We start from the raw sequence: 24,357 nt of genomic DNA, 5'->3' as shown, positions 1-24,357 counted from the left end.
ACAGTAGGGAGGCTCAGTTAATGAGATTCGATGATCTGCCAAGGCAGACCTTGTTGGGCGTCGATACGACAAACCAAGGTTTGTCTGCGTTACACATCCGGATATAACGGCTCTATTGCATTTTCACCCAGCGCTTCGGCCTCGCGCTGGCGGGCTTGGGTTACCTTGCGAACGGCGCGCCAGAGGGGTTTGCCGCGCCAGGCGTGCTCGGTCTGGCCAAACAGGCAGCCGTTCAGGTCATCCAGCGCGTCGGCAAGGATGGGGTGGGCGTGGCTGAGGGCGATGAGGTCGCTTTCCTGCTGCTTGGCCCAGTGCTCCAATGCCTTGCGGGCCTCGGCAGGCTGGTTGTGACGACAGGCTGTTTGCAGGTCGGCCAGCGGATTCCCGGCCTGATCGGCTTCGAGATTGACCGTATCTTCGCCCAGCTCATCGAGGGCGATCAGGGCACGTCGGGCGGTGCGCAGCTGCAGCAGCGCCCAGCCCAGTGCCGCCAGCAGCAATGCGGTAGCAAGCTGCCACGGCCAGAGCAGTGGCAACTCGCCGGCGGGTTGGCTGGGGTAGGGGGCACTGGTGTCGTTAAAGCTGCTGTTGCCGCGAACCGTCAGGGTTACGGCGTCGAGCTCGGACACTTCCAGCTGGTCGGTGGTGGTGTTCCACCATTGCACACGGATCGCCGGCACGGTGAAACGTCCTGCGTGACGCGCCACCACCGCCGAGCTTTCCTGGCGCAGCCCCAGTATGCCGTTGCTCGACAGTTGGTTCTCCAGCTGGGGCTGGTCGCTATATTGGCGCAGCTCGTCTTGGTCATTGGTCAGGGTGTTGAGTTCAGGCAACTGGGTTGCGGTTAGCCCGTCCGCCTGGATCGACAGGGTTCTTGTCAGCGGCTCTCCGCGGGTCAGCTCGGTACTTGGGTCAGGCTGCCAGTTCTGGCTCAGCCTGACCTGTCTGGCGGGAAGCCAGGGAACGCCTGCAGGGTAGGTGTCGGGGATGGGTTTGACGGTCAGTTGCTGGCTCGGCGATCGCAGCTGAATAAAGCGGGCGTTATGGGTTCCGGGTTGGCCTTCGGAGGCGCGCGGCGGCACCGCGGTGGCGCTGAACAGTTGGGAGGGAATGTCCAGTGTGCCGCTGTGCTGCGGATAGATGGCATAGCGGACCTCAATGACACCGTGGACGACGCCGTTGATCTCCTGCTCGTAGGTTTTGGGCGCGCCGAGCGTCTCAACGCGGGCATCGGGTATTTCCAGCCCGCTGAGGGTCGAGTCGTCGTACAGCGAGACCGAATGGTAGATACGCAGGGTCAGCAGCACCTGGGCCTGAACATAGGGCGTGCGGGTATCCAATTCACTGTCGATGAAGATCGGCGCAATGTCGGATGGACTGATATCGCGAGCCTGCTCGGCGCTCAGCACGCGCAGGGTAACCGGCTCGCTGCGCTCATCGGCCAGTTGCAGCGGAGGAATCACCACAAAGCCGGTGCGCAGCGGCATCAGGCGCACGATCCAGCGGGTCACCGGCAGGCTGCGTCCGTTGATGGTACTGACCAGATTGAGCTTGCGGCTGGATTCGATCCTGAAGTGTTGCTCCAGCGGAGTCAGGTCCGGCGCATCATCGCGCTTTGCCAGAGTGCTTTCCAGGGTCAGTTCCAACGGTTGCCCTTCGATCAACTGGGTGCGATCCACACTTGCCTGCAAAGCCGCGAAAGCGGGCAGACCGATGGTTAGCAGTAGCAGGGTGAAAAGCAGCTGGCGCATCATCGAGGGCGTCCGTCGTTTTGTTGCAGGTGCTGATACAGGAACTTGCGACGCAGCAGCTCAGCAGGGTTATCGGGTATGTCCCGCAGCCATTGTTGCACAGCCTGGCGCTGTTCGATCTGTCGCCGACCGCCGGCACCGCCGCCCATGACGGTGCTGTCGCCGTTCTCCAGCTCCGGACTGTCGATCAGTTCCCCGGCAACCGCTGGTTCACTGCTGCTGCCCGTGCTTTCGGCATTGTTCGCGGAGCTGCTGGCGGAGCTTGCGGATATACCGGTCTGGGCGCCGGGTTTGTCGGCATCGGCTGCGCTGGCGTTCGATACGCCGGCACCGTCTTCGGTGTCGCTGCTGCGATTGCCGCTGCCAGCGCCGGTTTCGGGTTGCGGCGCAGACTCTGTCCCGTCGGGTGCGGTCTGTTCGGTTTTCTGTTCTGCCAGATAGGCTTCTACCCGCTCGCGGTTGTGACGTGCTGCGGTATGGTCGGGTGCCCGTGTCAGTGTCTGTTCGAAGGCCGCGAGCGCGGCGGGGTAGTCGCCAGCGAGCGCCAGGGCGGTACCGTGGCTGAAATGCAGTTCCGCATTGTCCGGCTGTTGCTCGGCCAGCGTGCCCCAGACCTCTGCCGCTCCGGCGTAGTCGCCGCTCTCAAGCAGGGCATGGGCTCGCCACTGCGGGTCTTCGAAGCGTGCTGCCGCGTCCGCTGCCCGTCCTTCGGCCATCATGGCTGCGGCCTGCTGGTCGGGTCGTAACCACAGATCGGCCCAGCTCATTGCAGAGGCCGGCGGTGGCAGCCAGATGGCGCAGAACATCAGCAGCAGCCAGCCACGGCGTGCGCCCAGGGCCACCAGTGGCAGTAGAAGCAGCACAAGCCAGTGGCCCTGGTCGCTGCGCTGACGTTGTTCGGCGCTCGCCTGTTGCGCTGCCTGCTCGCTGTTGAGCAGTTGGGTCATATCACTGTCATCCAGACTCATGCGGGCGTAGCGTCCGCCATGCGAGTAGGCGAACTCGGCCAACTCGGGTTCATTCAGACGTGGCAGCAGGATGCGCCCCTTGTCGTCGCGCATGAAGCCGCCCTCTGCCAGTGGTACCGGTGCGCCATCGGCAGTTCCGATGCCAATGACCTGCAGACTGTCGCCCAAGCGCTCGGCGGCCAGTTCAAGACGAGCGCGGTCAAGGTCCTCGATACCGCTGGTCAGCAACAATACCTGAGTGGCGCTGTCACCTTGTTCATTGCGCAGGCTGGCGGCCAGCAACAGGGCCTGGTCGGCCTGCTGGCCCCGAACCGGCATGATGTCGGGATGCAGGGCGTCGAGCAGATTGATCAGCGTGCGGTGATCTCGAGTCAGCGGTGCGACCAGGTGAGCACTGCCGGCGTAGGCAACAAGCGCTGCCCGGCGGTCGGGGTAACGCTCCAGAATGTCGCGAATCTTGCGTTTGGCGCGCTCCAGCCGCGTCGGCTGCAGGTCATTGGACAGCATGCTGCGCGACACCTGCAGCACCAGGATCAGGCTGCTGCTGTCTTCACGTTGTACGCTGTCGGTTGACTCCCAGGCCGGGCCGGCGAGGGCGATCAGACCCAGTGTCCAGACGGCGGCCAGCAGCAGATAGCGGCCGATGTAATGCCGGCCCGGCTGACCCTCTACCAGCGCCTTGCGCATCGCCGTCGGCAGCAGACTGTCCCAGCCCGAGCGTTGACGGCGATGGCGGTACAGGTACCAGCACAACGCCAGGATTGGCACTATGCCGAGCAACCAGAGCGGGCGCAAAAAGGTGAAGGGCAGCATGGGTTCAGTCGGCATGCAGCCTCCGGCGCAGCGAGGGGCTGCTCCACAACAGGCTGATCAGTAGCGCGATGGCCAGCGGCCAATGGTAAAGCGGCAGTGCCTGGCGAGTCGCCGGGCCACTGCGCAGGCTGGGTTCAAGCTGCTCGATGCGCTCGACGGCGCTCGCCAGCGAGGCGCTGTCGCGCACTCTGAAGTAGGCGCCGTCGGTAATCTTGGCGATTTCCTGCAGGGTTGGTTCATCCAGATCGCTGGCCGGATCGGCATTGCCCTCGAGCAGACTCATCAGATCCGTGTTGCCCTGACTTTCAGCGCCGACGCCGATGGTGAAGATCCGAATATGCTCGTCAGCGGCAAGTCTTGCGGCCTGAATCGGCGATATGCTGCCGGCGGTATTGGCGCCATCGGTTACCAGCAGCAACACCCGGCTGTTGGTTGGCTGTTCCATCAGGCGCTTGATGGCCAGGCCAATGGCATCGCCAATGGCGGTATCGCGCCCGGCCAGGCCGATAAAGGCTTCATCCAGCCATTGCCGGACGCTGTGCAAATCGTATGTCAGCGGGGACTGCACGTAGGCGCGGGTACCGAACAGGATCAGACCGATGCGGTCACCGGTGCGCTGTTCGATCAGCGCATCAAGCCAGTGCTTGACCACGCTGAGTCGGTCGCTGGGCTGGTCATCCAGGCGCATGTCACGGGTGTCCATGCTGGCTGACAGATCCACCGCCAGCATCATGTCGCGGCCGCTGCTCGGGGGCGGCAAGGGGGCGCCGAGCAGTTGCGGGCGAGCCGCCGCCAGCACCAGCAGCAGCCAGATCAGAATGAGCGGTGCGGAGCGTCGATGGGTGCCCGCAGCGGAGAGTTGGGCGGCATTCAGCCTCTGCAGACGTGCCAGAAAGGCGATCTGCAGCGCGGCCTCTGGCCGTTTTGCCGGCGGCAGCACCCAGCGCAGCAGCCAGGGCAGCGGCAGCAGCAGAAGACTCGCGGGCCAGGCCAGTTCAAACATGATTGTGCCTTATCCAGCGCAGCAGCTCGCGTTGCAGGACGCGGCGATCAGCAACACTGAGGTGGGCATCGGCCTGGTACAGGGTGCCACCAAGTGGTGCCAGCACGTCGGCCCGCGGCTTGGGGTAGTGCTGGCACAGGTAGCTGACCCAGGCGTTGCCATACAGCCGGGTAGCGGCAACCTCGCCGCGGCTTTTCAGATGGCGCTTGAGCTGGGTGTTGAGTGCGGCCAGCCAGTCGTGATCCGAGAGGTCGTCGGCAATTTCCCAAAGAATGCGCTGGGCCTTGAGCCGCCTGCGTTGCCGGCGCCGGTTCAGCAGTATCGCCAGTGGTGAGAGGATGACCAGCAGCAACAGCAGCAGGGCGAGCGCGATCCAGCCCGGCGCCGGGGGCCACCAGCTGATCGGGGGCGGCAGGGCGGGCAGCAGCAGGCTGCCTTCCAGCGGGCTGGTCATGTCTGCGGCGCCTTTGGCAGGCTGCCGAAGTTGTCGCGCAGTTGCTCGTGGGCGGGTGACCGGGTGTCCAGCGGCAGCAGACTGCAGCGCAGGCGGCGAGCGAGTCTGAGCCAGGCCTGGCGCTGGGACTGGAACTGGGCGGTGTAGGCTTCACGCAGCGAGGTGTCGCCGCTGTTGAGGGTCAGCCGTTGTTCTCCCTGGACAAAATCCAGTGCACCGTTGGCGGGTAGCTCGCTGTCGAGCGGATCAAATACCGGCAGCAGGATCAGGTCGTTGTGACCGGCCAGCGGCACCAGCAGGCTCTGGTTCAGACCATCGATGGCAGCGTGATCACAGACGATGTACAGGATGCTGCCCGGACGAATGATTTCCCGACTATGGCGTAGCGCCAGATTGAGCGCCTCGGAAGCCGGCTCAAGCGGTTCCGAAGGTTCAGGTGTCAGCAGGTGATTGGCCTGAACCAGCAGCTGCAACAGTTGGAGCAGAGCCTTGCGGTCGCGCCGTGGACGTACCTCGTGGCATTGTCCGGGGCCAAACACCATGCCACCAACTCGATCGTGGTGTGCCAGTGCCGTCCAGGCGATCAGGGCGCAGGTTTCTGCGGCCAGTACCGATTTGAGGCAGCGCTGGCTGCCGAAGAACAGCCGGGGGCTCTGCTCGCCGATCAGGAACACCGGGCGTTCGCGTTCTTCATTGAATACCTTGGTGTGCACCTTCTGGCTGCGTGCGGTTACCCGCCAGTCGATGTTGCGAATGTCATCGCCCGGCAGGTAGGCGCGAACCTGATCAAAGTCGACCCCTCGGCCACGCAGGCGCGAGTTTTGCTGACCGGTCTGCCGGCCGCTGCGTACCGGGCGGGTGAACAGGGGCAGCTCGTGGCAATGTCGGCGTGTCGCCAGCAATGCGTCGAGGCTGGTGTGCAGGGCCGGATCAAGGTTGACCGTCATGGTTCAGACAACAGGGACCGAGTCGATAAGCAGGTTGATCGCCTGGTCACTGTCGATGCCGGCTGCTTCGGCTTCAAAGCTCAGCAGAACCCGGTGACGCAGCACATCGTGGGCAATTGCCTGCACATCCTCCGGACTAACGAAATCACGGCCGGCCAGCCAGGCGTGGGCGCGGGCGCAGCGATCAAGGGCGATGGTGCCGCGCGGACTGGCACCCATTTCGAGCCATTCGGCCAACTGCGGGTTGTACTGGTCAGGGCGTCGGGTCGCCATCACCAGCTGGATGAGGTATTCCTCCACCGCCTCGGCCATAAACAGGTCCAGTACCTCCTGGCGGGCGGCCAGAATGCTTTGCTGGGTGATGCGCTCGGCCATTTTCGGTTCGTCGCCGCGCGCTTCGCCGCGGGCCAGTTGCAGGATCTGACGCTCCAGCGCCGCATCCGGAAAGCCGATCCGCACGTGCATCAGAAAGCGGTCAAGCTGTGCCTCAGGGAGCGGGTAGGTGCCTTCCTGCTCAATCGGGTTCTGGGTCGCCATCACCATGAACAGCTCGGGCAAGGCGTAGGTCTGGCGACCGATGCTGACCTGACGCTCGGCCATTGCCTCAAGCAGCGCCGACTGGACCTTGGCCGGAGCACGGTTGATTTCGTCAGCCAGTACCAGGTGATGAAAAATTGGCCCTTGCTGGAAACTGAAGGTGGTGGTTTCCGGGTGGTATACCTCGGTGCCGGTGATGTCGGCCGGCAGCAGATCCGGGGTGAACTGGATTCGATGAAAATCCGCTTCGATGCCTTCGGACAGGGCCTTGATCGCCTTGGTCTTGGCCAGACCGGGCGCACCTTCGACCAGCACGTGGCCGCCGGCGAGCAGGCTGATCAGCATGCGATCGATCAGATGCTCCTGGCCGAAAATGTGCTGGCCCATAAAGGCCTTCAACTGCAGCAGGGATTCCCGATGGGTCATGTGTTATCCGTTGTCCTGGTTCACTGGCTGGCGTCAGTGTACGTCACTTTAACGAAATCCCTTTGGTCTAGACTATCCTCTGATCACAATTAATCCGGCGTAGCAGGTTGCGGCCCTCGGGCACCGATCTGCCAGACGCCTCAGATACACCCCGCGATTCGGGAGGTCGGCAAGATGGCGTTGATCATGGCCAGCTCCAAGCAGGCATTTATCGATTCATTGACCGAGCGTTTGCGCGCGCTGGTCGGCAAGGCCGACCGTGACAGCATCGGCCTGTTCTGCAACAACTTCTTCGGCATCGCCTCCCACGCCGAACTGGCCTCGCGTCAGGATCATGACCTGCTCGGCTGCACCCTTTCTGCCTGGCGCTTCCTGCAGAACCTGCCCGGGGGTGAGGTAAAGCTGCGCGTGTTCAACCCCGATACCCAGCAGCATGGCTGGCAGAGCACCCATACGGTGGTGGAAGTGGTGCACCGCGACCTGCCGTTTCTGGTCGACTCGGTGCGCATGGAGCTCAACCGTCAGGGCTATGCGATTCACAACCTCTATAACAGCATCATGACGGTGGTGCGCGACGAGGGCGGCAAGCTTGTTCAACTGCTGCCGGGCGGCAGCGAGGCGAAGGGCGGTCGTGCCGAGTCGGTAATGTATGTCGAGATCGACCGCGCGACCACCAACGCGGATTTGCGCACCGTGCAAGATGGTCTGCTCGAAGCATTGAGCAACGTCCGGGCGACGGTAAAGGACTTTCCGGCCATGCGCGAGCGGGTACTTGAACTGATCGCCATGCTGGGCAGCCGCAAGCGCCAGTATTTCGCAAGGGAAGAGCGCACCGAGGCGGTGGCGTTTCTCGAGTGGCTGCTGGATGACCACTTCACCTTCCTCGGCTATGAGTGCTTCGCGATCAATGAGGGGTTGCCGCAACAGCAGCTGGGTCTGCGCACCGGAGCGAGCCTGGGCGCACTGGCACTGAATCCGCGAGACGAAAGTGTGCAGGATTTGCCGGAGCAGGTGATCCGTTACCTGCAGGCGCCGCTGCTGCTGTCGTTCGCCAAGGCATCGCAGCTCAGCCGGGTGCACAGACCGGCCTACCCGGACTATGTCTCGGTACGTGAGGTCGATTCGGACGGTCGGGTCGTTCAGGAACACCGTTTCATGGGGCTCTACACCTCGCGGGTGTATTCGGCGCTGGTCGACAATATCCCCCACGTGCGCCGCAAGGTCGCGCACGTGCGTTCTGTCTCCGGGTTTCTGCCGCGCAGTCATCTGGCCAAGGAACTGGAGCAGGTGCTGCAGGTGCTGCCGCGCGATGACCTGTTTCAGATGTCGGTCGACGAACTGGCCCAAACCTCGCTCAATATCGTGCAGATGCAGGAGCGCAACCAGATACGCCTGTTCCTGCGGCGCGGCAATTACGGGCGCTTCTATTACGCCCTGGCGTTCGTGCCACGCGATGTCTACTCGACCGATATCCGCCTGAAGATTCAGACGGTGCTGATGGAGCGGCTGCAGGCGAGCGAAAGCGAGTTCTGGACCTATTTTTCCGAATCCATTCTGGCGCGTACCCAGTTTATTCTGCGCGTTGACCCGACCAAAAATCCGGATATCGACCCCGTGAAAATTGAACAGGAAGTGGTGCGCGCCTGCCGCAACTGGCAGGACGAGTTTCGTGACCGGCTGCTGGAAAGCATGGGGGAGGCGCGTGCCACTGACGTGCTGGCCCATCTCGGGGACGGCTTCCCGCCGGGCTACAGTGATCGTTTTACCCCGGCGACCGGTGTCGTCGACCTGCAAACGCTGCTGGAGCTGACGCCCGAGTCGCCGCTGGCGATGAGCTTCTATCAGCCTCTGGCCCAGCAGCAGGGCATTCTGCACTGCAAGCTGTATCATCTCAGCGATTCTCTGCCGCTGTCGGACGTGATCCCGGTGCTTGAGAATCTGGGGCTGCGGGTGCTTGGCGAGTTTCCCTTCCGCATTACCCAGGCCGATGGCACCGCTTTCTGGATTCACGACTTCGAGTTTACCTTCGTCGGCGGCGCAACCCTGGACATCCAGGAAGCCAACGAACTGTTTCGTGACGCGTTCAAGGCCGTCTGGTCCGGTCAGGCAGAGAATGACGGGTTCAATCGTCTGGTATTGCTGGCGGGCCTGCCCTGGCGTGATGTGGCCCTGTTGCGTGCCTATGCCCGCTACCTGAAACAGATCCGCCTGGGCTTCGAACTGCCCTATATTGCCAGTACCCTGGTTGCCCATGCCGACATTGCACGCGAACTGGTGCGCCTGTTCCGCACCCGCTTTTATCTGGCCCGCAAGCTGAGTGCCGAGGACCTTGGCGAAATGCAGCAGAAGCTTGAGCGGGCCGTTCTTGGTGCGCTGGACGAGGTCGCCGTGCTAAATGAAGACCGTATCCTGCGCCGCTACCTGGACCTGATCAAGGCAACCCTGCGCACCAACTTCTACCAGCCGGACGCCAACGGCCAGAGCAAGGATTACCTCAGTCTCAAGTTTGATCCCTCGGCGATTCCCGAGTTGCCGCTGCCCCGTCCGATGTTCGAAATCTTTGTTTATTCGCCGCGGGTGGAAGGGGTTCACCTGCGTGGCGGCAAGGTCGCCCGCGGCGGTCTGCGCTGGTCGGATCGGGAGGAGGACTACCGTACCGAGGTGCTCGGGCTGGTGAAGGCGCAGCAGGTCAAGAATGCGGTCATCGTGCCGGTTGGTGCCAAGGGTGGATTCGTTCCGCGCCGGCTGCCTTCGGGTGGCACGCGCGACGAGGTCCAACAGGAGGCGATCGCCTGCTACCGGCTGTTCATTCAGGGTCTGCTGGATATTACCGACAACCTGGCCGACGGCAAGGTGGTGCCGCCGCCCAACGTGGTTCGTCACGACGCCGATGATCCGTACCTGGTGGTGGCGGCAGACAAGGGCACGGCAACTTTCTCGGATATAGCCAACGAGATCGCCGCCGGCTACGGTTTCTGGCTCGGTGATGCCTTCGCCTCCGGCGGCTCGGCGGGCTATGACCACAAGAAAATGGGTATTACCGCCCGCGGTGCCTGGGTGTCGGTGCAGCGGCACTTCCGGGAACTGGGCATCAATGTGCAGACCGATCCGATCAGCGTGATCGGCATCGGAGATATGGCCGGCGACGTCTTCGGCAACGGCCTGCTGCAGTCGCGCACGCTCAAGCTGGTGGCGGCATTCAATCACCAGCATATCTTTATCGACCCGGAGCCGGATCCCGAGCGCAGCTTTGCCGAGCGTGAGCGCCTGTTCAGCCTGCCTCGCTCGAGTTGGGCAGACTATGATCGCGACCTGATTTCCGAAGGCGGCGGGGTATTTTCTCGCAGCCTCAAGCAGATCACCCTAACGCCGCAGATGCGTGAACGCTTTGCGATCAGTGCCGAACGGCTGACCCCGACCGAGTTGATTCAGCAACTGCTCAAGGCGCCGGTTGACCTGATCTGGAATGGCGGCATTGGTACCTATGTGAAAGCCAGCAGCGAGACCCACGCCGATGTCGGAGACAAGGCCAACGATGCGCTGCGGGTCAACGGGCGTGACCTGCGTTGCCGGGTCGTGGGTGAGGGCGGCAACCTGGGGCTGACCCAGTTGGGGCGAATCGAATACTGCCTCCATGGCGGCGCGCTCAACACCGACTTTATCGACAATGCCGGCGGCGTTGACTGCTCCGACCACGAGGTCAATATCAAGATTTTGCTCAACGAAGTGGTCGCCGCCCAGGACATGACCGCCAAACAGCGCAACAGGCTGCTGGCCAGCATGACCGACTCGGTAGCCGAGCTGGTGCTGGGCAACAACTACAAGCAGACCCAGGCCATCAGCCTGGCCCAGCGCCAGGCCGCGCAGACCATGGGGGAATACCAGCGGTTCATCAGCGCGATGGAAGGCAGCGGCAAGCTCAATCGTGCCCTGGAGTTCCTGCCCGAAGACGACCAGCTGGCCGAGCGCAAGGCCAGCGGCAAGGGGCTGACCCGCGCCGAGCTGTCGGTGCTGATCTCCTACTCCAAGGCGGATCTCAAGGAGGCGCTGGTTGCCTCAGACGTACCCGAAGATGCATACCTTGCGCGCGAGCTTGAAACCGCCTTCCCGCCGGTGCTGCTCAAATCCTGGCGCGACGCGCTGGGTCGCCATCGTCTGCGCCGCGAGATCGTCGCCACCCAGCTGGCCAATAATCTGGTCAACCATATGGGGATCACCTTTCTGCGACGGCTGGAACAGTCGACCGGTGCCGCTGCTGCCGATATCGCCCGGGCCTGGGTTGTTGCCCGCGACGTGTTCGAGCTGCAGACGCATTTTGCCGGTATCGAGGCGCTGGATTACCAGGTTTCGGCAGAGGTACAGCTTGAGCTGATGGAAGAGCTGATGCGACTTGGTCGCCGGGCAAGCCGCTGGTTTATTCGTAACCGGCGCAGCGAGCTGTCACCCGAGCGCGAGGTGGCACACTTCGGGCCTTGCGTGCGAACACTGGCAGAACGCTTCGATCAGTTGCTGGAAGGGGATGTGCGGCAGCTCTGGGATGATCGCTATCAGCACTACGTCGATGAAGGAGTGCCCGAAGCCATCGCTCGGGTGGTCGCCGGAACCGGCCATGCCTACACGCTGCTTGGCATTGTTGAAGCCGCCGATGCAACCGGGCAGAATGCCGAGCGCGTTGCGCAGGTATTTTTCGCGCTCGGCTCCCAGCTTCAACTTCCCTGGTTCAGTCAACAGGTGGCCGGCTTGCAGGTGGATAACCACTGGCAGGCGCTGGCGCGTGAAAGCTATCGGGATGATCTCGACTGGCAGGCACGCAGCATGACCGTTGCTGCTCTGCAGGGCGGCGATGCGTCAACACCGGTGGAGGCACTGGTGGCTGAATGGGTCGATCGCAATCAGTCGATGGTGCTGCGCTGGCAGGCCATGCTGGGTGAACTCAGGAGCGCCGGTGCCGGTGATTACCCCATAGTGGCGGTGGCGATGCGCGAGTTGCTGGATTTGGCCCAGCATGCCCGTCTCACCTCTCAGGACAATGAATGCAGCAACTGATAATCGATCTGGCGTTACCCGCCGAGCGCTACCTGGCCTGGTATCAGGGCCGCGCCGAGCGGGTGTTGATGTACAGCCGTGATGGCCGGCGTGTGAGTTTGCCGGCCCATCACCTGCGGCCCTTCCTGACCCATCAGGGGGTTTACGGCAGTTTTCTCATGCAATTTACCGATGACGGCAAATTGCTCAAGCTGGAGCGTCTGGCCGGCTGAGCCTGGGCGCCTGATTCAGGTATACTCTGCAGCCTGATTTTCTGCCCCTGGATGCCCGCCATGTACGATCTGCTTCGCTCGCTGATGTTCCGCCTGCCCGCGGAAACCTCCCACGACCTTGCACTGGACATGATCGGCGCCGCCGGGCGGCTGCGACTGGCCGAGAAGCTGGTGCGCCCGGTACCGGCTCAACCGGTAGAGGTGATGGGGCTGACCTTTGACAACCCGGTCGGGCTGGCTGCCGGACTGGACAAGAACGCGGTTGCCGTCGACGGCATGGCAGCAATGGGCTTCGGCTTTCTGGAGGTCGGTACGGTCACGCCGCGGCCGCAACCAGGCAACCCCAAGCCGCGCCTGTTCCGTCTGCCCGAGCAACTGGCAATCATCAACCGCTTCGGATTCAACAACGAAGGCGTTGATGCCATGCTGGAGCGTCTGGCCGGTGTGCGCTACCAGGGTGTGCTGGGTATCAATATCGGCAAGAACGCGGTGACGCCCGTCGAGAACGCCGTTGACGATTATCTCTACTGTCTGCGCAAGGTCTATGACCGTGCCAGTTACGTCACCGTCAACCTGTCGTCACCCAATACTCCCGGTCTGCGTACCCTGCAATACGGCGAGACCCTGAAGGTGTTGCTTGGCCAGATCAAGCAGTGCCAAAAGGTGCTGGCCGAGGAGCGTGGCCGTTATGTGCCGATTGCCATCAAGATTGCGCCGGACATGACCGCTGATGAGGTGGCCCTGGTTGGTGCAACGCTACTGGCAGAGGGAATGGATGCCGTGATCGCGACCAACACCACGCTGGATCGCAGTGCGGTAGCCGATTCACCTTATGCCAGTGAGGCTGGTGGCTTGTCCGGTGCGCCGCTGACCGATATGTCGACCGAGGTAATCCGCCTGCTGGCCGCCGAGCTGAAAGGGCAGATGCCGATCATTGGCGTGGGCGGTATCTTCAGTGGTGCCGATGCAGCCGACAAGATCGCCGCCGGAGCCAGCCTGGTCCAGCTTTACAGCGGGTTTATCTATCGTGGGCCGGAATTGATTCGTGAATGTGCGGATGCCATTGCGGTCATGCCCCGGTGAAAATGGAAGCCCCCGCAGAGCGGGGGCTGGGTGGGCCTTCCAGAGGCCCGGCGCTATGGGCAAGCGCCCTTGGGAAAGATGAGTTGACTGACTGGGAGTCTAGCCTACGGCATGCATCTCGTTGAGTCGGTGCACGCCGGAAATACCGGTAAAGCCATCCCAACGGTCCGCGCGGCCTTCACGCCAACCATTGATCCAATTCTGTCTGGTAGAGGGATTGTTGAAAGGGCAGGTGTCTTGGGATTTGCCGCTCACTCCGTGCTGGTAACCACGCTGAAATGCTCGTTCCATCGGATCACGCTTGAGTCTTCTCATAGGGTAGCGTCCTCGTGTGGTATGACATTGTGGAACAGTCGAACCGTCGATCCGTTCCAAGGTAGCGCGTAGCCAGTGTTTGTCTACGCTGCAGGGAAGCCGGTCGAAAAAGGTGTATTGGACCCGGCTTCTAATAGGGTCACCGCTCAAGTCATACCCTGTTGTACCCTATCGGTCGTCACCGCTACAAAGACCGATTTGGCATACCTGAGGCAGCTGGTTAGCTGTCACTGAAATATAAACGTCATCGTATTCCGGAAATCAACGACATGCGCGAGATCCTTGAATTTTTTGTTACCTGTCCGAAGGGTGTGGAGGGTCTGCTGCGCGATGAAGTGCTCGCATTGGGCGCCGATGCTGCCAAGGAAACCGTTGCCGGTGTCTCAGTGCAGGGCGATATCGAACTCGGTTACCGCCTGTGTCTGTGGTCGCGCCTGGGCAACCGGGTACTGCTGGTGCTCAAGCGCTTTTTGGCTGGCACGGCCGAGGACCTGTATGCCGGCGTGCAGCTTATCGACTGGCGCGATCACCTGGCGGTGGATGGCACCCTGGCGATTGATTTTACCGGCACTCTGGCGGGGGTAGACAACACGCACTTCGGTGCGCTCAAGGTCAAGGATGCGATCGTCGACCAGCTGCGTCGCCCTGACGGTACCCGGCCCGGCGTCGACAAGGTACGGCCGGATCTGCGCATCAACGCCCATTGTCACCGTGGCGAGGTTCAGCTGGCGCTGGACCTGTCTGGTGCCAGTCTGCACCAGCGCGGCTACCGTCTTCAGCAGGGTGCGGCGCCGCTCAAGGAGAACCTGGCGGCGGCCATTCTGATCCGTGCGGGCTGGCCGGCGCTGGCCGAGGCTGGCGGTGCGCTGACCGATCCGATGTGCGGTTCGGGTACTTTTCTGGTGGAAGCGGCGTTGATGGCGGCCGATGTTGCCCCCAACCTGCAGCGCGAGCACTGGGGCTTCAGCCGCTGGCAGCAGCACGTACCTGTGCTCTGGCAAAAGGTGCTGGCCGAGGCCCGCGAGCGTGCCGAGCGCGGGCTGGCGCGTCCGCCGCTGTGGATTCGCGGCTATGAGGCCGACCCCCGTCTGCTGCAGCCGGTTCGCAACAATATTCAACGTGCCGGCGTGGGGGAGTGGGTCAAGGTGTTCCAGGGTGAGCTGGCGACCTTCGCGCCAAACCCGGATCGCGGGCAGAAGGGTCTGGTGGTCTGCAACCCGCCCTATGGCGAGCGCCTGGGAACGACCGCAAGTCTGGTGTATCTCTACCAGAAGCTGGGTGAGGTGCTGCGTCAGCAGTGTCAGGGCTGGCAGGCGGCGATCTTTACCGGCAATGCGGATCTGGGCAAGCGCATGGGGATTCGCAGTCACAAGCAATACAACCTGTTTAATGGCGCGCTGCCGTGCAAGTTGTTGCTGATGGATCTGCAATCGGAACGCTTTGTCACCAAGGCAGCCGATACTCCGGCAGGTGCAGCGGCGCCGGTCGAAGCCGCCCGCCTCAGTGAGTCGGCGCAAATGTTTGCCAACCGGCTGAAAAAGAACCTCAAGAACCTCGGCAAGTGGGCGCGTCAGCAGGGCATCGAGTGCTACCGGGTCTACGATGCCGACATGCCGGAATTCGCCGTAGCGGTTGATCTGTATGGCGATCGGGTGCACGTTCAGGAATATGCGCCGCCGCAGTCGATTGATGAAGACAAGGCGCAGGCGCGCCTGCAGGACGTCATGGCGGCGCTGCCGCAGGTGCTGGGTGTGCCACCCGAGCATATCGCCCTGAAGCAGCGCCAGCGTCAGTCCGGCAAGCAGCAGTATCAGCGCATGGCTCAGCAGGGAGAGTTCTTCGAGGTGCGTGAAGGACAGGTGCGTCTGCTGGTCAACCTGACCGACTATCTGGACACCGGGCTGTTCCTTGATCACCGCCCGATCCGTCTGCGTATCGCCGCCGAGGCCAAGGGCAAGCGTTTCCTCAACCTGTTCTGCTACACCGCAACCGCCACCGTGCATGCGGCAGCAGCCGGTGCCCGCTCAACCACCAGTGTGGATCTGTCCAATACCTATCTGGACTGGGCGCGGCGCAATCTGTCGCTCAATGGCCTGTCTGACCTGCACAAGCTGGTGCGCTCTGATGTGATGGCGTGGCTGGAGCAGGCAGGGGATCAGCAATTCGACCTGATCTTTATCGACCCGCCTACCTTCTCGAACTCGAAAAAGCTGGAAGGGGTATTTGACGTGCAGCGCGATCATGCGCGCTTGCTGGAGCTGGCGATGAAGCGCCTGGCGCCGGGCGGGGTACTGTATTTCTCCAATAACTTCCGGCGTTTCCGCATGGATCCTGCGGTGGAGGCTCGGTATCTGGTAACCGATATCTCGGCCGAGACACTGGATCGCGATTTCCAGCGTAACAGCCGGATTCATCGGACCTGGAAATTCACTCATCGCCCCTGAGGGCGATGAGCTTTACCACTCTAGCGGCTGCTGGCGCTGGCGATGTCGGTCGGTGCCCGGCGGTAGACATCCTGCAGCACCAGATCCAGCGCCTGCCCACTGGCGCCGGCGGCGGCGTGGTTGACGATGGCGGTCACCGCCCAGCTCTGGCCGTTGGCATCGCGGGTAATGCCGGCGATGGCCTTGACGTTACGAAGTGAGCCGGTCTTGATGTGGGCCTGGCCGGCAACCGGCGTATTGCGCAGGCGGCGGCGCATGGTGCCGTCCATGGCGGCCAGCGGCATGGATGCGATGAACTCGGCGCTGTAGGGGCTTTGCCAGGCTTGCGCGAGCAGCTGCGCCATTTCGCGGGCGGTCATGCGTTCCATGCGTGAGAGGCCGGAGCCGTTTTCCATGACCAGCGTGTTGGCGCGAATCCCCTTGTCGTTCAGCCAGGCGTTGATGACCCGTACGGCGGCCTTGTGATCGTCACGGTCGGCAGCAATGCGATGTTCCCGGCCGATGGTCAGGAACAGCTGCCGCGCCATGGTGTTGTTACTCCATTTGTTGATGTCGCGGACCACTTCAACCAGGTCGGGCGAGGTGCTGCGCGAGACCAGGCGGGCGCTTGCCGGCGCACGACCGATCTGGTTGCCGCCGAGGATGCTGCCGCCCATTTCGGCCCACAGCGTGCGCAGGGTGCTGGCGGTGTAGGTGGTCGCGGTCAGGGCTGTCAGATAGCGCTGGGCCATGCACCCCTCGTGCAGGTTGCCGGTGAGGGTAATCACGGCCTCGTGGCCGCTGTCCTGAATGCTGTAGGCGACGTTGGGTGCCGGACAGCTGCGGTTGGGCGCCGGTAGCAGGGCAATCTGGTTGACCACCTTGACCTCGGGGAGCGCCGGCTCAAGGTTGATGCGCACGCCGCCGCGTTCGGCATAGCTGCTGAGCACAAATACCTTCAGGTTGGTCAGCAACGGATCGGGCTCGACCAGAAATGGACGGTTCTGGTTGCCGCTATCATCAATGAACGGCGGGATGTCGGCGGGGAAGCGCATGTCGGCCGGTTGCAGGACCAGATCGCCGTTGATCGTGCGAATGCCCGCCGCCTTCAGATCACGCAGCATCAGCCACATGCGTTCCAGCGTCAGCTTGGGATCGCCACCACTGCGGAAAATCAGATCGCCCTGCAGGGTGCCATCGACGACCGGACCGTCTACCAGCAGGTCGCTGTTCCACTGATAGGTGGGCCCCAGCAGCTCCAGCGCAGCGTAGGTGGTTACCAGCTTCATGGTTGACGCCGGGTTGACTGGCTGGTCGGCATTGATGAACTGGGCCATGCCCTGGTTTTCAAGCGGGATGACGGCCAGTGACAGGGCATCGGACGGGATTTTGGCGGCCTGCAGGGCGCTGTTGACGCGGGCGGGAATGGTGCCGCTGTCGGCGGCCTGCAGTGGGGTGGCAATGAGGCTGATCGTGGGGATCAGGCAGAGCAGGGTGCGCGTGAAAAGGTTGGACATGGTATCCAGCTCCGTAGCCTGTGGATTGCTGACGACAGAGCTGTCTGTTCGTCAGTTGCCGTTTTCTCGCATCATCACTTAAATAATGATTTGGGCCAAGAGGTTAAAGTAATTTGTTAGATCAACGGTCGGCCTGCTGCAACCCCAGCAGCCTGCGCCACAGCAGCCAGCTGAGTGGCAGCAGCAACAGACTGATCGCCAGGGACAGCCAGAGTCCGAGCGTGCGTAACCGATACGCCTCGGACAGCAGTTCGGCTTCGGGTATCAGCACGGCAAGGTAAACGTCCGGCGTTCCGAGGATGTTGATTCTCTGCTGCTGAATGACCCAGCGCTGGCCCTCCAGCTCCTTGATTGTCTGGCGCTCCTGCTCGTAGCCGTCCTGAGCCAGGGTCGCCAGCAGAGTGCTGCCCAGTTCATTGAATCTGCGGGGCTCCAGCGAGTTGCTGCCCTGGGTGGTGTGCAGCAGGCGGTTAGGGTCCTGATAGGCTACGACAACGCCATCGGAGGTATACAGAATGAGCTCTGATGAAGGTGTCATGCGTTGCTGGCGCAGGGCTTCTGAGAGCCTGTCCAGGGTCAGGTCGGCCCCCAGCACAGCAAGGTCGTTGCTTGCTCGTGCCAAGGTGGTGCCGAATTCGCGGGTGGAGAAAAACAGGTAGGGCGTAGTGATAAGGCGCTGATTGGCTGCGCTGGCCGCGGCATACCAGGGGCGCTCGCGGGGGTTATAACCCTCGTCCGGGGCCATGCGTGCCTCGATGATCTGCAGGTTTTCGTTCAGGAACAGGTAGCTGTTCTGCCGGGTGGTTGCTGAGCTGCCGATGTGCCAGGCCATCCAGCGGGCCTGTCGCGGCGCGCTGAAGCGTTGCAGGCTTAACCGATTTCCAAGCGGGCGCAACATCAGATAGTCGCCGCCTTGCCAGCCGATGTAGACGGAGTTGAGCTGCACGTTGTCGCTGAGCACCTGTGCCATCATCGGCAGGTAGTCCAGCCGTTCCGACAGGTTGGTGGTGGTCACCAGCTTGCTCAGGGCCATGATATTCAGCGCCTGCATGGGCGGATGATAGATGTTTTCAAGCTCGCCACTGACCTGATCGACGATACGCTGGAAGAGGGCGTCTCCGTCGGTGCGAATCAGTTTGTCGAGCTGCTGGTAGTGAAACAGACTCAGGGAAATACCAAGGAGCAGCATGGGCAGCATGCCCAGCAGAAGGAAAATGGAATGTCGGCTGCGAGCGGTCCGTTTCGTATCTGGCATGCGAGTCCTTGGCTGCGTCCAATGCGGTGATGCAGCCAATATAGACTATTGCCGAGGGGCTGGCAGCCGGAACAGACGCCGGGCGTTCTCGCTGGTGTGTTGACTGAGCTGGTCCAGCGGCTGCTGCCGGCAGCTGGCAACCATCTGTGCGACTTCCGGCAAAAACGCAGGCTCGTTGCGCCGGTTCTTCGGCTTGGGATCAAGCGTCCGTGGCAGTAACCAGGGGGCATCGGTTTCCAGCAGCAGCCGGTTGTCGGGGATATCCCTGGCCAGCATCTGCAGGTCGGTTCCGCGGCGCTCGTCGCAAATCCAGCCGGTGATGCCGATATGCAGATCAAGGTCGAGGTAGGCGTACAGTGCCTTGCGGTCAGCGGTAAAGCAGTGCACCACGGCACCGCTGAGCTGGTCGCGATAATCACGCAGAACGTTGATCAGCGTGTCGCTGGCTTCGCGTTCATGGAGAAAGACCGGCAGCCGGGTCTCCACGGCTATTGCGAGCTGCTCTTCCAGTGCGCGCAACTGGTCCGGGCGCGGTGAGAAGTCGCGGTTGTAATCGAGGCCGCATTCGCCAATGGCGCGAACGGCAGGCTGTTGGTTCAGTTCAAGTAACTGACGGCTGCTGTCTGCAGTCCAGTGACGCGCCTCGTGCGGATGCACGCCGGCGGTGGTGAAGAGGTGTTCAGGATGATCCGCGCACAGAGCAAGCAGGTGTTCTGCCTGCTCCAGCGAGGTCATGGTCAGCAACTGCTGGCTGACACCGGCCTGACGGGCCCGCTCCAGTACCGCGTCACGGTCGCTGTCGAAGGCTTTGTCCGTCAGGTTGACACCGATGTCGACCCATTCCATCTGCAGTGCGTCCCTCAGGCCTTGCGCGGGCCTTTGGGCTTGCCGGCGAACTCACGGCGAGGCGGCTTGCCTCGGGGCGCGCGGTCACGTGGCGGCAATTCACCTTCAGGCAGCGGCCAGGCCTTGATCTGCAGGGTCACGCCGTTGATTTCGGCGCCGGCCAGGCGGTTCAGTACCGACTGGTCGAGCGTCGGCAGGAACACACCAGTGTGCTCGTTGAACAGCTTGATGTGGCCGATCTGCTGACGCTGCAGGCCTCCTACCTTGACCAGCACGTCGACCAGCGGCTTGGGCATCAGGCCGGTCTTGCGACCGCCTTGAACCTTGTAGCGGGTCAGGCCGGCGTCGCGGTCAAACTCTTCGCGCTCACGGCGCGGCGGCGCGCTCGGCAGGTCGGCAACCGGCTCCAGCAGGGCTTTGGCGCTCGGCAGCAGGGTCAGTAGCGCGGCGGCCAGTTCGGTGGCATCCAGGCTAGTGAGTTCCTGCAGATCGCTGACCAGCTGCTGGTGCAGGGCGGTGGCGTTCTCGCGGGCGTCGTTCAGGCGTGATGCCAGCTTGTTCAGGCGACCACTGCGTACCGCATCGGCAGTCGGCAGGGCCTGCGGCTCGATTTTCTGGCCGGTAGCGCGCTCGAGTACGTGCAGCAGACGACGCTCGCGCGGGGTTGCGAACAGAATCGCCGTGCCCTGACGACCGGCGCGACCGGTACGACCGATACGGTGTACATAGCTTTCGCTGTCGTGCGGCAGATCGTAGTTGAGCACGTGGGTGATGCGCTCGACGTCCAGTCCGCGGGCTGCCACGTCGGTAGCCACGACGATGTCGAGCAGGCCGCGCTTGAGGCGATCGACCACTTGCTCGCGCAGCTGCTGGGTCAGGTCGCCGTTCAGTGCTGCCGCAGCGAAGCCACGCGCTTCAAGGCGCTCGGCCAGCTCAAGACTGGCAGTCTTGGTGCGCACGAAGACAATCATGGCTTCAACCGGCTCGACTTCGAGCAGGCGGGTCATGGCGTCCAGTTTGTGGTGGTTGGAGACTTCCCAGACTTTCTGGGTAATGGTCTCGAGACTGCTGCTGGCGCCACTGTGCAGGCGGATTTCGGCAGGCTCTTTCATGTGGTTGCGCGCGACATTGCGCACACCCGGCGGCATGGTTGCGGAGAACAGTGCCTTCTGGGTGGTGTCTGGAACCGCTTCAAAGACCGCTTCCAGATCGTCGGCGAAGCCCATCTTGAGCATCTCGTCGGCTTCGTCGAGTGCCAGGTAGCGCAGCTCCTGCAGCTTCAGGCTTCCGCGGCGCAGGTGATCGGTCAGTCGGCCCGGCGTGGCGACAACAACATGCGCGCCGCGCTCAAGTGCCTTGAACTGGGGGGCGAAAGCCGAGCCGCCATACAGGGCGAGAACGGTAAAGCCGCGCATGTTCTGGGCGTAGCGTTGGAACGCCTCTGCAACCTGCAGAGCGAGCTCGCGGGTTGGGGTCAGAATCAGCGCCTGAGTGGCGCGCAGGCTGACATCAATGCCAGCGAGTACGGGCAGCGCGAAGGCTGCAGTCTTGCCGGTACCGGTCTGTGCCAGACCGAGCAGATCCTTGCCGGCCAGAAGCGTCGGGATGGCTTCAGCCTGGATAGGGGAGGGAGTTTCGTAGCCAAGGCTGTTGAGAGCCTCGAGGAGATGAGCGGGCAGGCCGAGATCGGCAAATTGCCGGGCCGGAGCGGTTTCGGACATACGGGAAGTGAACCTTAGGGAAGAGATAGCCGCGTAGTATACGCGCTTTATGAAAAAATTGCCCGTGCCATTTGTCTGACCTGTTCAGCGGCGGCACAAGATGTCAGGCTTGGAGGCCAACTGACAGGATCAAGGAGTACCGAATGGGACGTCTCGTTGAAGGCCAGTGGGTCGATCAGTGGTATGACACCGACAGTAATGGCGGCGCCTTCAAGCGCGAGGATGCCGGGTTTCGCGAGTGGGTTGCTGCCGATACGCGCTTTGCGCCGGATTCAGGCCGCTACCATCTCTATGTCTCGCTGGCATGTCCGTGGGCGCATCGCACGCTGATCATGCGGCGGCTGAAGGGGCTCGAGGAACATATCGATGTCACAGTCGTGCATCCGCACATGCTGGAGCAGGGCTGGGAGTTTGCCGAGCCCGAGCCGCTCTACGGTTATCGCTGCATGCACCAGCTGTATACCCATGCCCGGGCGAACTACACCGGGCGCGTGACCGTTCCCGTGCTCTGGGATCGGCGTGAGGAGACGATCGTCAACAACGAGTCCGCCGAGATTATCCGTATCTTCAACAGCGCGTTTGATGCGCTGACCGGTAACCGTGACGACTATTATCCGGCAGCGCTTCAGGACGAGATCGAGCGGATCAACGAGCGGGTCTACAGTGAGATCAACAACGGGGTGTACAAGGCCGGGTTTGCGACCGATCAGCAGGTCTACGAACAGGCTTGCCGTGAGCTGTTTTCCGCGCTTGACTGGCTGGAGGCGCTTCTTGGTGAGCGCCGTTATCTGACCGGCAGCCGGCTGACCCTGGCCGATTGGCGCCTGTTTACCACGCTGGTGCGCTTTGATCCGGTCTATCACGGACACTTCAAGTGCAATCTGCGGCGCATCGAGGACTACCCGAATCTGCTGGGGTATCTGCGTGAGCTGTATCAGTACCCGGGGATTGCGGACACGGTGGATTTCAGTCATATCAAGCAGCATTACTACTACAGTCACCCGACCATCAATCCCAACCGGATTGTCGCGCTGGGCATGGGGCCGGATCTGCTTGCGCCCCACCAACGTGACGGGTTGACCGCCGATACACCGCAGCAGGGACGTTAACGTGAGCGAGATGCAACATCTGATTACTCCGGCACTGATTTTCTCCGGGGTAGCGCTGGTCAGTCTGGTTTGCCAGCTTGGGGCCTGGCGCCTGCGTCTGCCGGCGATTCTGTTTCTGCTGTTGGCGGGCATCCTGCTTGGGCCGGTCGCAGGGCTATTGTCGCCAGATGACTTCCTTGGTGAGCTGCTGTTTCCGCTGGTGTCGCTGTGTGTCGCCCTGATCCTGTTTGAAGGCAGCCTGACGCTGAAGTTCGAACAGCTCAAGGAAACCGGTACCGTGGTGCGCAGGCTGGTTACTCTGGGTGCGCTGGTGACCTGGGGGGTTATCAGTGTTGCCTGCCACTGGCTGATTGGCCTGGATCCCGGTCTGTCTGCGTTGTTCGGTGCGCTTGTGGTGGTAACCGGGCCCACGGTGATTGTGCCGATGCTGCGTACCCTGCGTGCAACCCAGCGAATCTCGCGTGTGTTGCGTTGGGAAGGCATCCTGATTGATCCGATCGGTGCGCTGCTGGCGGTACTGGTCTACGAATGGATTGCTGCCCAGAGCGCGGGTGACAGCGGCTTGCTGGCCGGTTCGCTGATCTTCTTCAAGGTAGTGTGCTACGGCACGGTCGCCGGGGTGGCTGGTGGTGCGCTGATGGCGACCGCCATGCGTCGGCGCTGGATTCCCGAATACCTTGAGGTGCTGGCCTCGCTGACTCTGGTGCTGGTGACCTTCACGCTGGCCAACGAGCTGGCCCATGAATCCGGTTTGCTGGCTGTGACGGTGATGGGTATCTGGCTGGCCAATGCTCGCGGTGTGGATATCGAAGAGATCCTGGTGTTCAAGGAGCATCTGTCGGTGCTGCTGATTTCCGGGCTGTTTATCCTGCTGGCGGCGCGACTGGATCTGGATGCACTGCTTGCCCTGGGCCTGCCGGCACTGGCCCTGCTGCTGGTGATCCAGTTCGTTGCAAGGCCGCTGGCGGTCTGGATAAGCAGCCTGGGCAGCGAGCTTAATTGGCGAGAGCGGGCGTTGATTGCCTGGATCGGCCCGCGCGGGATTGTCGCTGCGGCGGTCTCGGCACTGTTTGCCCTGCGTCTGGAGCAGGCCGGTTATGAGGATGCGGCGCTGGTCAGTGCGCTGACCTTTGCCGTGATTATCGGCACGGTGGTGTTTCAGAGCGCGACTGCGCGAACCGTTGCGCGCCTGCTCGGGGTTACCGAGCCTGAGCGTCGCGGGGTACTCATGATTGGTGCCAATGCGGTAGCTCGGGCACTGGGTGAGGTGTTGCAGAAGCTGGAAGTGCCGCTGCTGGTGGTCGACACCCATTGGGAGTCGATCAGCCAGGCACGGATGAAGGGACTGCGCACCCTGCGCGGTAATCCCCTGTCGGCACAGGTCGACAGCATCCTTGATCTTACCGGGCTGGGTACCCTGCTGACCATGACGCCGGAGCGCGAACGCAACGCGCTGCTGAACCAGCATTTTCGTCGCGACTTTGCAGCCCACCGTATCTACACCGTACGCAATGAGCGCAGCGGTGCCAGTGAGCGCCTGCAGATATCGTCGAGGCACGAGGGCGCGCCGCTCGGCCCCGAGGGGCTGACCTTCAGCAAGCTCTCCAGTCTGGTCAGTCAGGGGGCGCGCTTCAAGGCAACGACGCTCACCGAGGACTTCGGCTTCAGTCAGTGGCAGCAGGAGGCGGGCAAGGGGCGTATCGCCTTGCTGGCCCTGACGCCTGAGCGCCGGGTACGGGTGTTCTCGCTGGCTCAGCCGTTCGAGCCGGCAGCGGACTGGACACTGATTTACCTGGAGACCGAGCCCGAGTCTGCGGCTCGTCGCAACGCAGAAAAGGGAGAAAAGACAGAAAAGGGTGATAGCGGGGAGGCGCAGGCACGCGAGTAGGCAGGCATCGACAGAAGCCCGCGCCTGCACCGAAAATAACCGG

Annotated in this window: 17 protein-coding genes; 6 read left to right on the top strand and 11 right to left on the bottom strand. The window is 62.5% G+C overall.

Features of this window, described 5'->3' with window-relative positions; genetic code table 11:
• Positions 1-89: 89 nt before the first annotated feature.
• Genes ACZ5WQ_RS06335 through ACZ5WQ_RS06310 form a run of 6 tightly spaced genes read right to left on the bottom strand, consistent with a single transcriptional unit; the run spans position 90 to position 6,899 of the window.
• Entirely contained in the window at positions 90-1,754 is a 1,665-nt protein-coding gene (locus tag ACZ5WQ_RS06335; protein ID WP_233049776.1) for a BatD family protein, read from the bottom strand.
• Positions 1,751-3,547: a vWA domain-containing protein gene (locus ACZ5WQ_RS06330; protein ID WP_464383387.1), complete on the bottom strand. Its 1,797-nt coding sequence runs from the start codon at positions 3,545-3,547 to the stop codon at positions 1,751-1,753. Before ACZ5WQ_RS06330 ends, ACZ5WQ_RS06335 begins: the two co-directional genes overlap by 4 nt.
• A complete protein-coding gene (locus tag ACZ5WQ_RS06325; protein WP_228246783.1) occupies positions 3,537-4,535 on the bottom strand; it encodes a VWA domain-containing protein in 999 nt (332 codons plus the stop codon). Before ACZ5WQ_RS06325 ends, ACZ5WQ_RS06330 begins: the two co-directional genes overlap by 11 nt.
• Positions 4,528-4,989: a DUF4381 domain-containing protein gene (locus tag ACZ5WQ_RS06320; protein ID WP_228246782.1), complete on the bottom strand. Its 462-nt coding sequence runs from the start codon at positions 4,987-4,989 to the stop codon at positions 4,528-4,530. The genes ACZ5WQ_RS06325 and ACZ5WQ_RS06320 overlap by 8 nt, the downstream gene beginning before the upstream one ends.
• Positions 4,986-5,936 (bottom strand): DUF58 domain-containing protein, encoded by a 951-nt coding sequence (locus tag ACZ5WQ_RS06315; protein ID WP_228246781.1) that lies wholly within the window; start codon positions 5,934-5,936, stop codon positions 4,986-4,988. Before ACZ5WQ_RS06315 ends, ACZ5WQ_RS06320 begins: the two co-directional genes overlap by 4 nt.
• A 3-nt stretch (positions 5,937-5,939) precedes the next feature.
• Positions 5,940-6,899, bottom strand: coding sequence for an AAA family ATPase (locus tag ACZ5WQ_RS06310; RefSeq protein ID WP_228246780.1), 960 nt, complete (start codon positions 6,897-6,899; stop codon positions 5,940-5,942).
• Positions 6,900-7,073: 174 nt separating this feature from the next.
• On the opposite strand from ACZ5WQ_RS06310, the gene ACZ5WQ_RS06305 reads away from it, so the two are divergent.
• Genes ACZ5WQ_RS06305 through ACZ5WQ_RS06295 form a run of 3 tightly spaced genes read left to right on the top strand, consistent with a single transcriptional unit; the run spans position 7,074 to position 13,240 of the window.
• Positions 7,074-11,945 (top strand): NAD-glutamate dehydrogenase, encoded by a 4,872-nt coding sequence (locus ACZ5WQ_RS06305; protein WP_464383386.1) that lies wholly within the window; start codon positions 7,074-7,076, stop codon positions 11,943-11,945.
• Positions 11,933-12,157, top strand: coding sequence for a DUF2835 domain-containing protein (locus ACZ5WQ_RS06300; RefSeq protein WP_088274066.1), 225 nt, complete (start codon positions 11,933-11,935; stop codon positions 12,155-12,157). Before ACZ5WQ_RS06305 ends, ACZ5WQ_RS06300 begins: the two co-directional genes overlap by 13 nt.
• A gap of 60 nt (positions 12,158-12,217) precedes the next feature.
• On the top strand, positions 12,218-13,240 hold the full coding sequence (locus ACZ5WQ_RS06295) for a quinone-dependent dihydroorotate dehydrogenase (RefSeq protein WP_228246778.1): 1,023 nt from the start codon (positions 12,218-12,220) through the stop codon (positions 13,238-13,240).
• Between the two features lie 99 nt (positions 13,241-13,339).
• On the opposite strand, the gene rmf is transcribed toward ACZ5WQ_RS06295, so the two are convergent.
• Positions 13,340-13,555, bottom strand: a complete 216-nt coding sequence (gene rmf / locus ACZ5WQ_RS06290) for a ribosome modulation factor (protein WP_088274068.1) — start codon at positions 13,553-13,555, stop codon at positions 13,340-13,342.
• A gap of 269 nt (positions 13,556-13,824) precedes the next feature.
• Between rmf and rlmKL the strand changes: the two genes are divergently transcribed.
• Positions 13,825-15,999, top strand: coding sequence for a bifunctional 23S rRNA (guanine(2069)-N(7))-methyltransferase RlmK/23S rRNA (guanine(2445)-N(2))-methyltransferase RlmL (rlmKL, locus tag ACZ5WQ_RS06285; RefSeq protein ID WP_464383385.1), 2,175 nt, complete (start codon positions 13,825-13,827; stop codon positions 15,997-15,999).
• Between the two features lie 20 nt (positions 16,000-16,019).
• On the opposite strand, the gene dacB is transcribed toward rlmKL, so the two are convergent.
• The 4 genes from dacB to ACZ5WQ_RS06265 form a co-directional block, all read right to left on the bottom strand.
• A complete protein-coding gene (gene dacB / locus ACZ5WQ_RS06280) occupies positions 16,020-17,495 on the bottom strand; it encodes a D-alanyl-D-alanine carboxypeptidase/D-alanyl-D-alanine endopeptidase (RefSeq protein WP_233049771.1) in 1,476 nt (491 codons plus the stop codon).
• Positions 17,496-17,616: 121 nt separating this feature from the next.
• Positions 17,617-18,750 carry a PDC sensor domain-containing protein gene (locus ACZ5WQ_RS06275; protein ID WP_464383384.1) on the bottom strand — a complete coding sequence of 378 codons (1,134 nt, stop codon included), beginning with the start codon at positions 18,748-18,750 and terminating at the stop codon, positions 17,617-17,619.
• 45 nt (positions 18,751-18,795) lie between these two features.
• On the bottom strand, positions 18,796-19,596 hold the full coding sequence (locus tag ACZ5WQ_RS06270) for a TatD family hydrolase (RefSeq protein WP_464383383.1): 801 nt from the start codon (positions 19,594-19,596) through the stop codon (positions 18,796-18,798).
• 14 nt (positions 19,597-19,610) lie between these two features.
• A complete protein-coding gene (locus tag ACZ5WQ_RS06265; RefSeq protein ID WP_088274073.1) occupies positions 19,611-21,317 on the bottom strand; it encodes a DEAD/DEAH box helicase in 1,707 nt (568 codons plus the stop codon).
• A 143-nt stretch (positions 21,318-21,460) separates the two neighbouring features.
• Here ACZ5WQ_RS06265 and ACZ5WQ_RS06260 point away from each other — a divergent pair, with 143 nt between their 5' ends.
• Together ACZ5WQ_RS06260 and ACZ5WQ_RS06255 are read left to right on the top strand one after the other, a co-directional pair.
• Positions 21,461-22,426: a glutathione S-transferase family protein gene (locus ACZ5WQ_RS06260; RefSeq protein ID WP_269687255.1), complete on the top strand. Its 966-nt coding sequence runs from the start codon at positions 21,461-21,463 to the stop codon at positions 22,424-22,426.
• Between the two features lies 1 nt (position 22,427).
• Complete coding sequence (locus ACZ5WQ_RS06255) at positions 22,428-24,314, top strand: cation:proton antiporter (protein WP_464383382.1); 1,887 nt, start codon at positions 22,428-22,430, stop codon at positions 24,312-24,314.
• Positions 24,315-24,357 lie beyond the last annotated feature (43 nt).

This window comes from Halopseudomonas sp. T1L2 (assembly GCF_055397385.1).
The sequence above is the reverse complement of the archived record's forward strand: the minus strand, read 5'-3'. Positions and strand labels throughout refer to the sequence as shown.

Bases quoted from the DNA above. Each gene is read 5' to 3' on its own strand.
- ACZ5WQ_RS06335 (WP_233049776.1), bottom strand. From the start codon at position 1,754: ATGATGCGCCAGCTGCTTTTCACCCTGCTACTGCTAACCATCGGTCTG.
- ACZ5WQ_RS06330 (WP_464383387.1), bottom strand. From the start codon at position 3,547: ATGCCGACTGAACCCATGCTGCCCTTCACCTTTTTGCGCCCGCTCTGG.
- ACZ5WQ_RS06325 (WP_228246783.1), bottom strand. From the start codon at position 4,535: ATGTTTGAACTGGCCTGGCCCGCGAGTCTTCTGCTGCTGCCGCTGCCC.
- ACZ5WQ_RS06320 (WP_228246782.1), bottom strand. From the start codon at position 4,989: ATGACCAGCCCGCTGGAAGGCAGCCTGCTGCTGCCCGCCCTGCCGCCC.
- ACZ5WQ_RS06315 (WP_228246781.1), bottom strand. From the start codon at position 5,936: ATGACGGTCAACCTTGATCCGGCCCTGCACACCAGCCTCGACGCATTG.
- ACZ5WQ_RS06310 (WP_228246780.1), bottom strand. From the start codon at position 6,899: ATGACCCATCGGGAATCCCTGCTGCAGTTGAAGGCCTTTATGGGCCAG.
- ACZ5WQ_RS06305 (WP_464383386.1), top strand. From the start codon at position 7,074: ATGGCGTTGATCATGGCCAGCTCCAAGCAGGCATTTATCGATTCATTG.
- ACZ5WQ_RS06300 (WP_088274066.1), top strand. From the start codon at position 11,933: ATGCAGCAACTGATAATCGATCTGGCGTTACCCGCCGAGCGCTACCTG.
- ACZ5WQ_RS06295 (WP_228246778.1), top strand. From the start codon at position 12,218: ATGTACGATCTGCTTCGCTCGCTGATGTTCCGCCTGCCCGCGGAAACC.
- rmf (WP_088274068.1), bottom strand. From the start codon at position 13,555: ATGAGAAGACTCAAGCGTGATCCGATGGAACGAGCATTTCAGCGTGGT.
- rlmKL (WP_464383385.1), top strand. From the start codon at position 13,825: ATGCGCGAGATCCTTGAATTTTTTGTTACCTGTCCGAAGGGTGTGGAG.
- dacB (WP_233049771.1), bottom strand. From the start codon at position 17,495: ATGTCCAACCTTTTCACGCGCACCCTGCTCTGCCTGATCCCCACGATC.
- ACZ5WQ_RS06275 (WP_464383384.1), bottom strand. From the start codon at position 18,750: ATGCCAGATACGAAACGGACCGCTCGCAGCCGACATTCCATTTTCCTT.
- ACZ5WQ_RS06270 (WP_464383383.1), bottom strand. From the start codon at position 19,596: ATGGAATGGGTCGACATCGGTGTCAACCTGACGGACAAAGCCTTCGAC.
- ACZ5WQ_RS06265 (WP_088274073.1), bottom strand. From the start codon at position 21,317: ATGTCCGAAACCGCTCCGGCCCGGCAATTTGCCGATCTCGGCCTGCCC.
- ACZ5WQ_RS06260 (WP_269687255.1), top strand. From the start codon at position 21,461: ATGGGACGTCTCGTTGAAGGCCAGTGGGTCGATCAGTGGTATGACACC.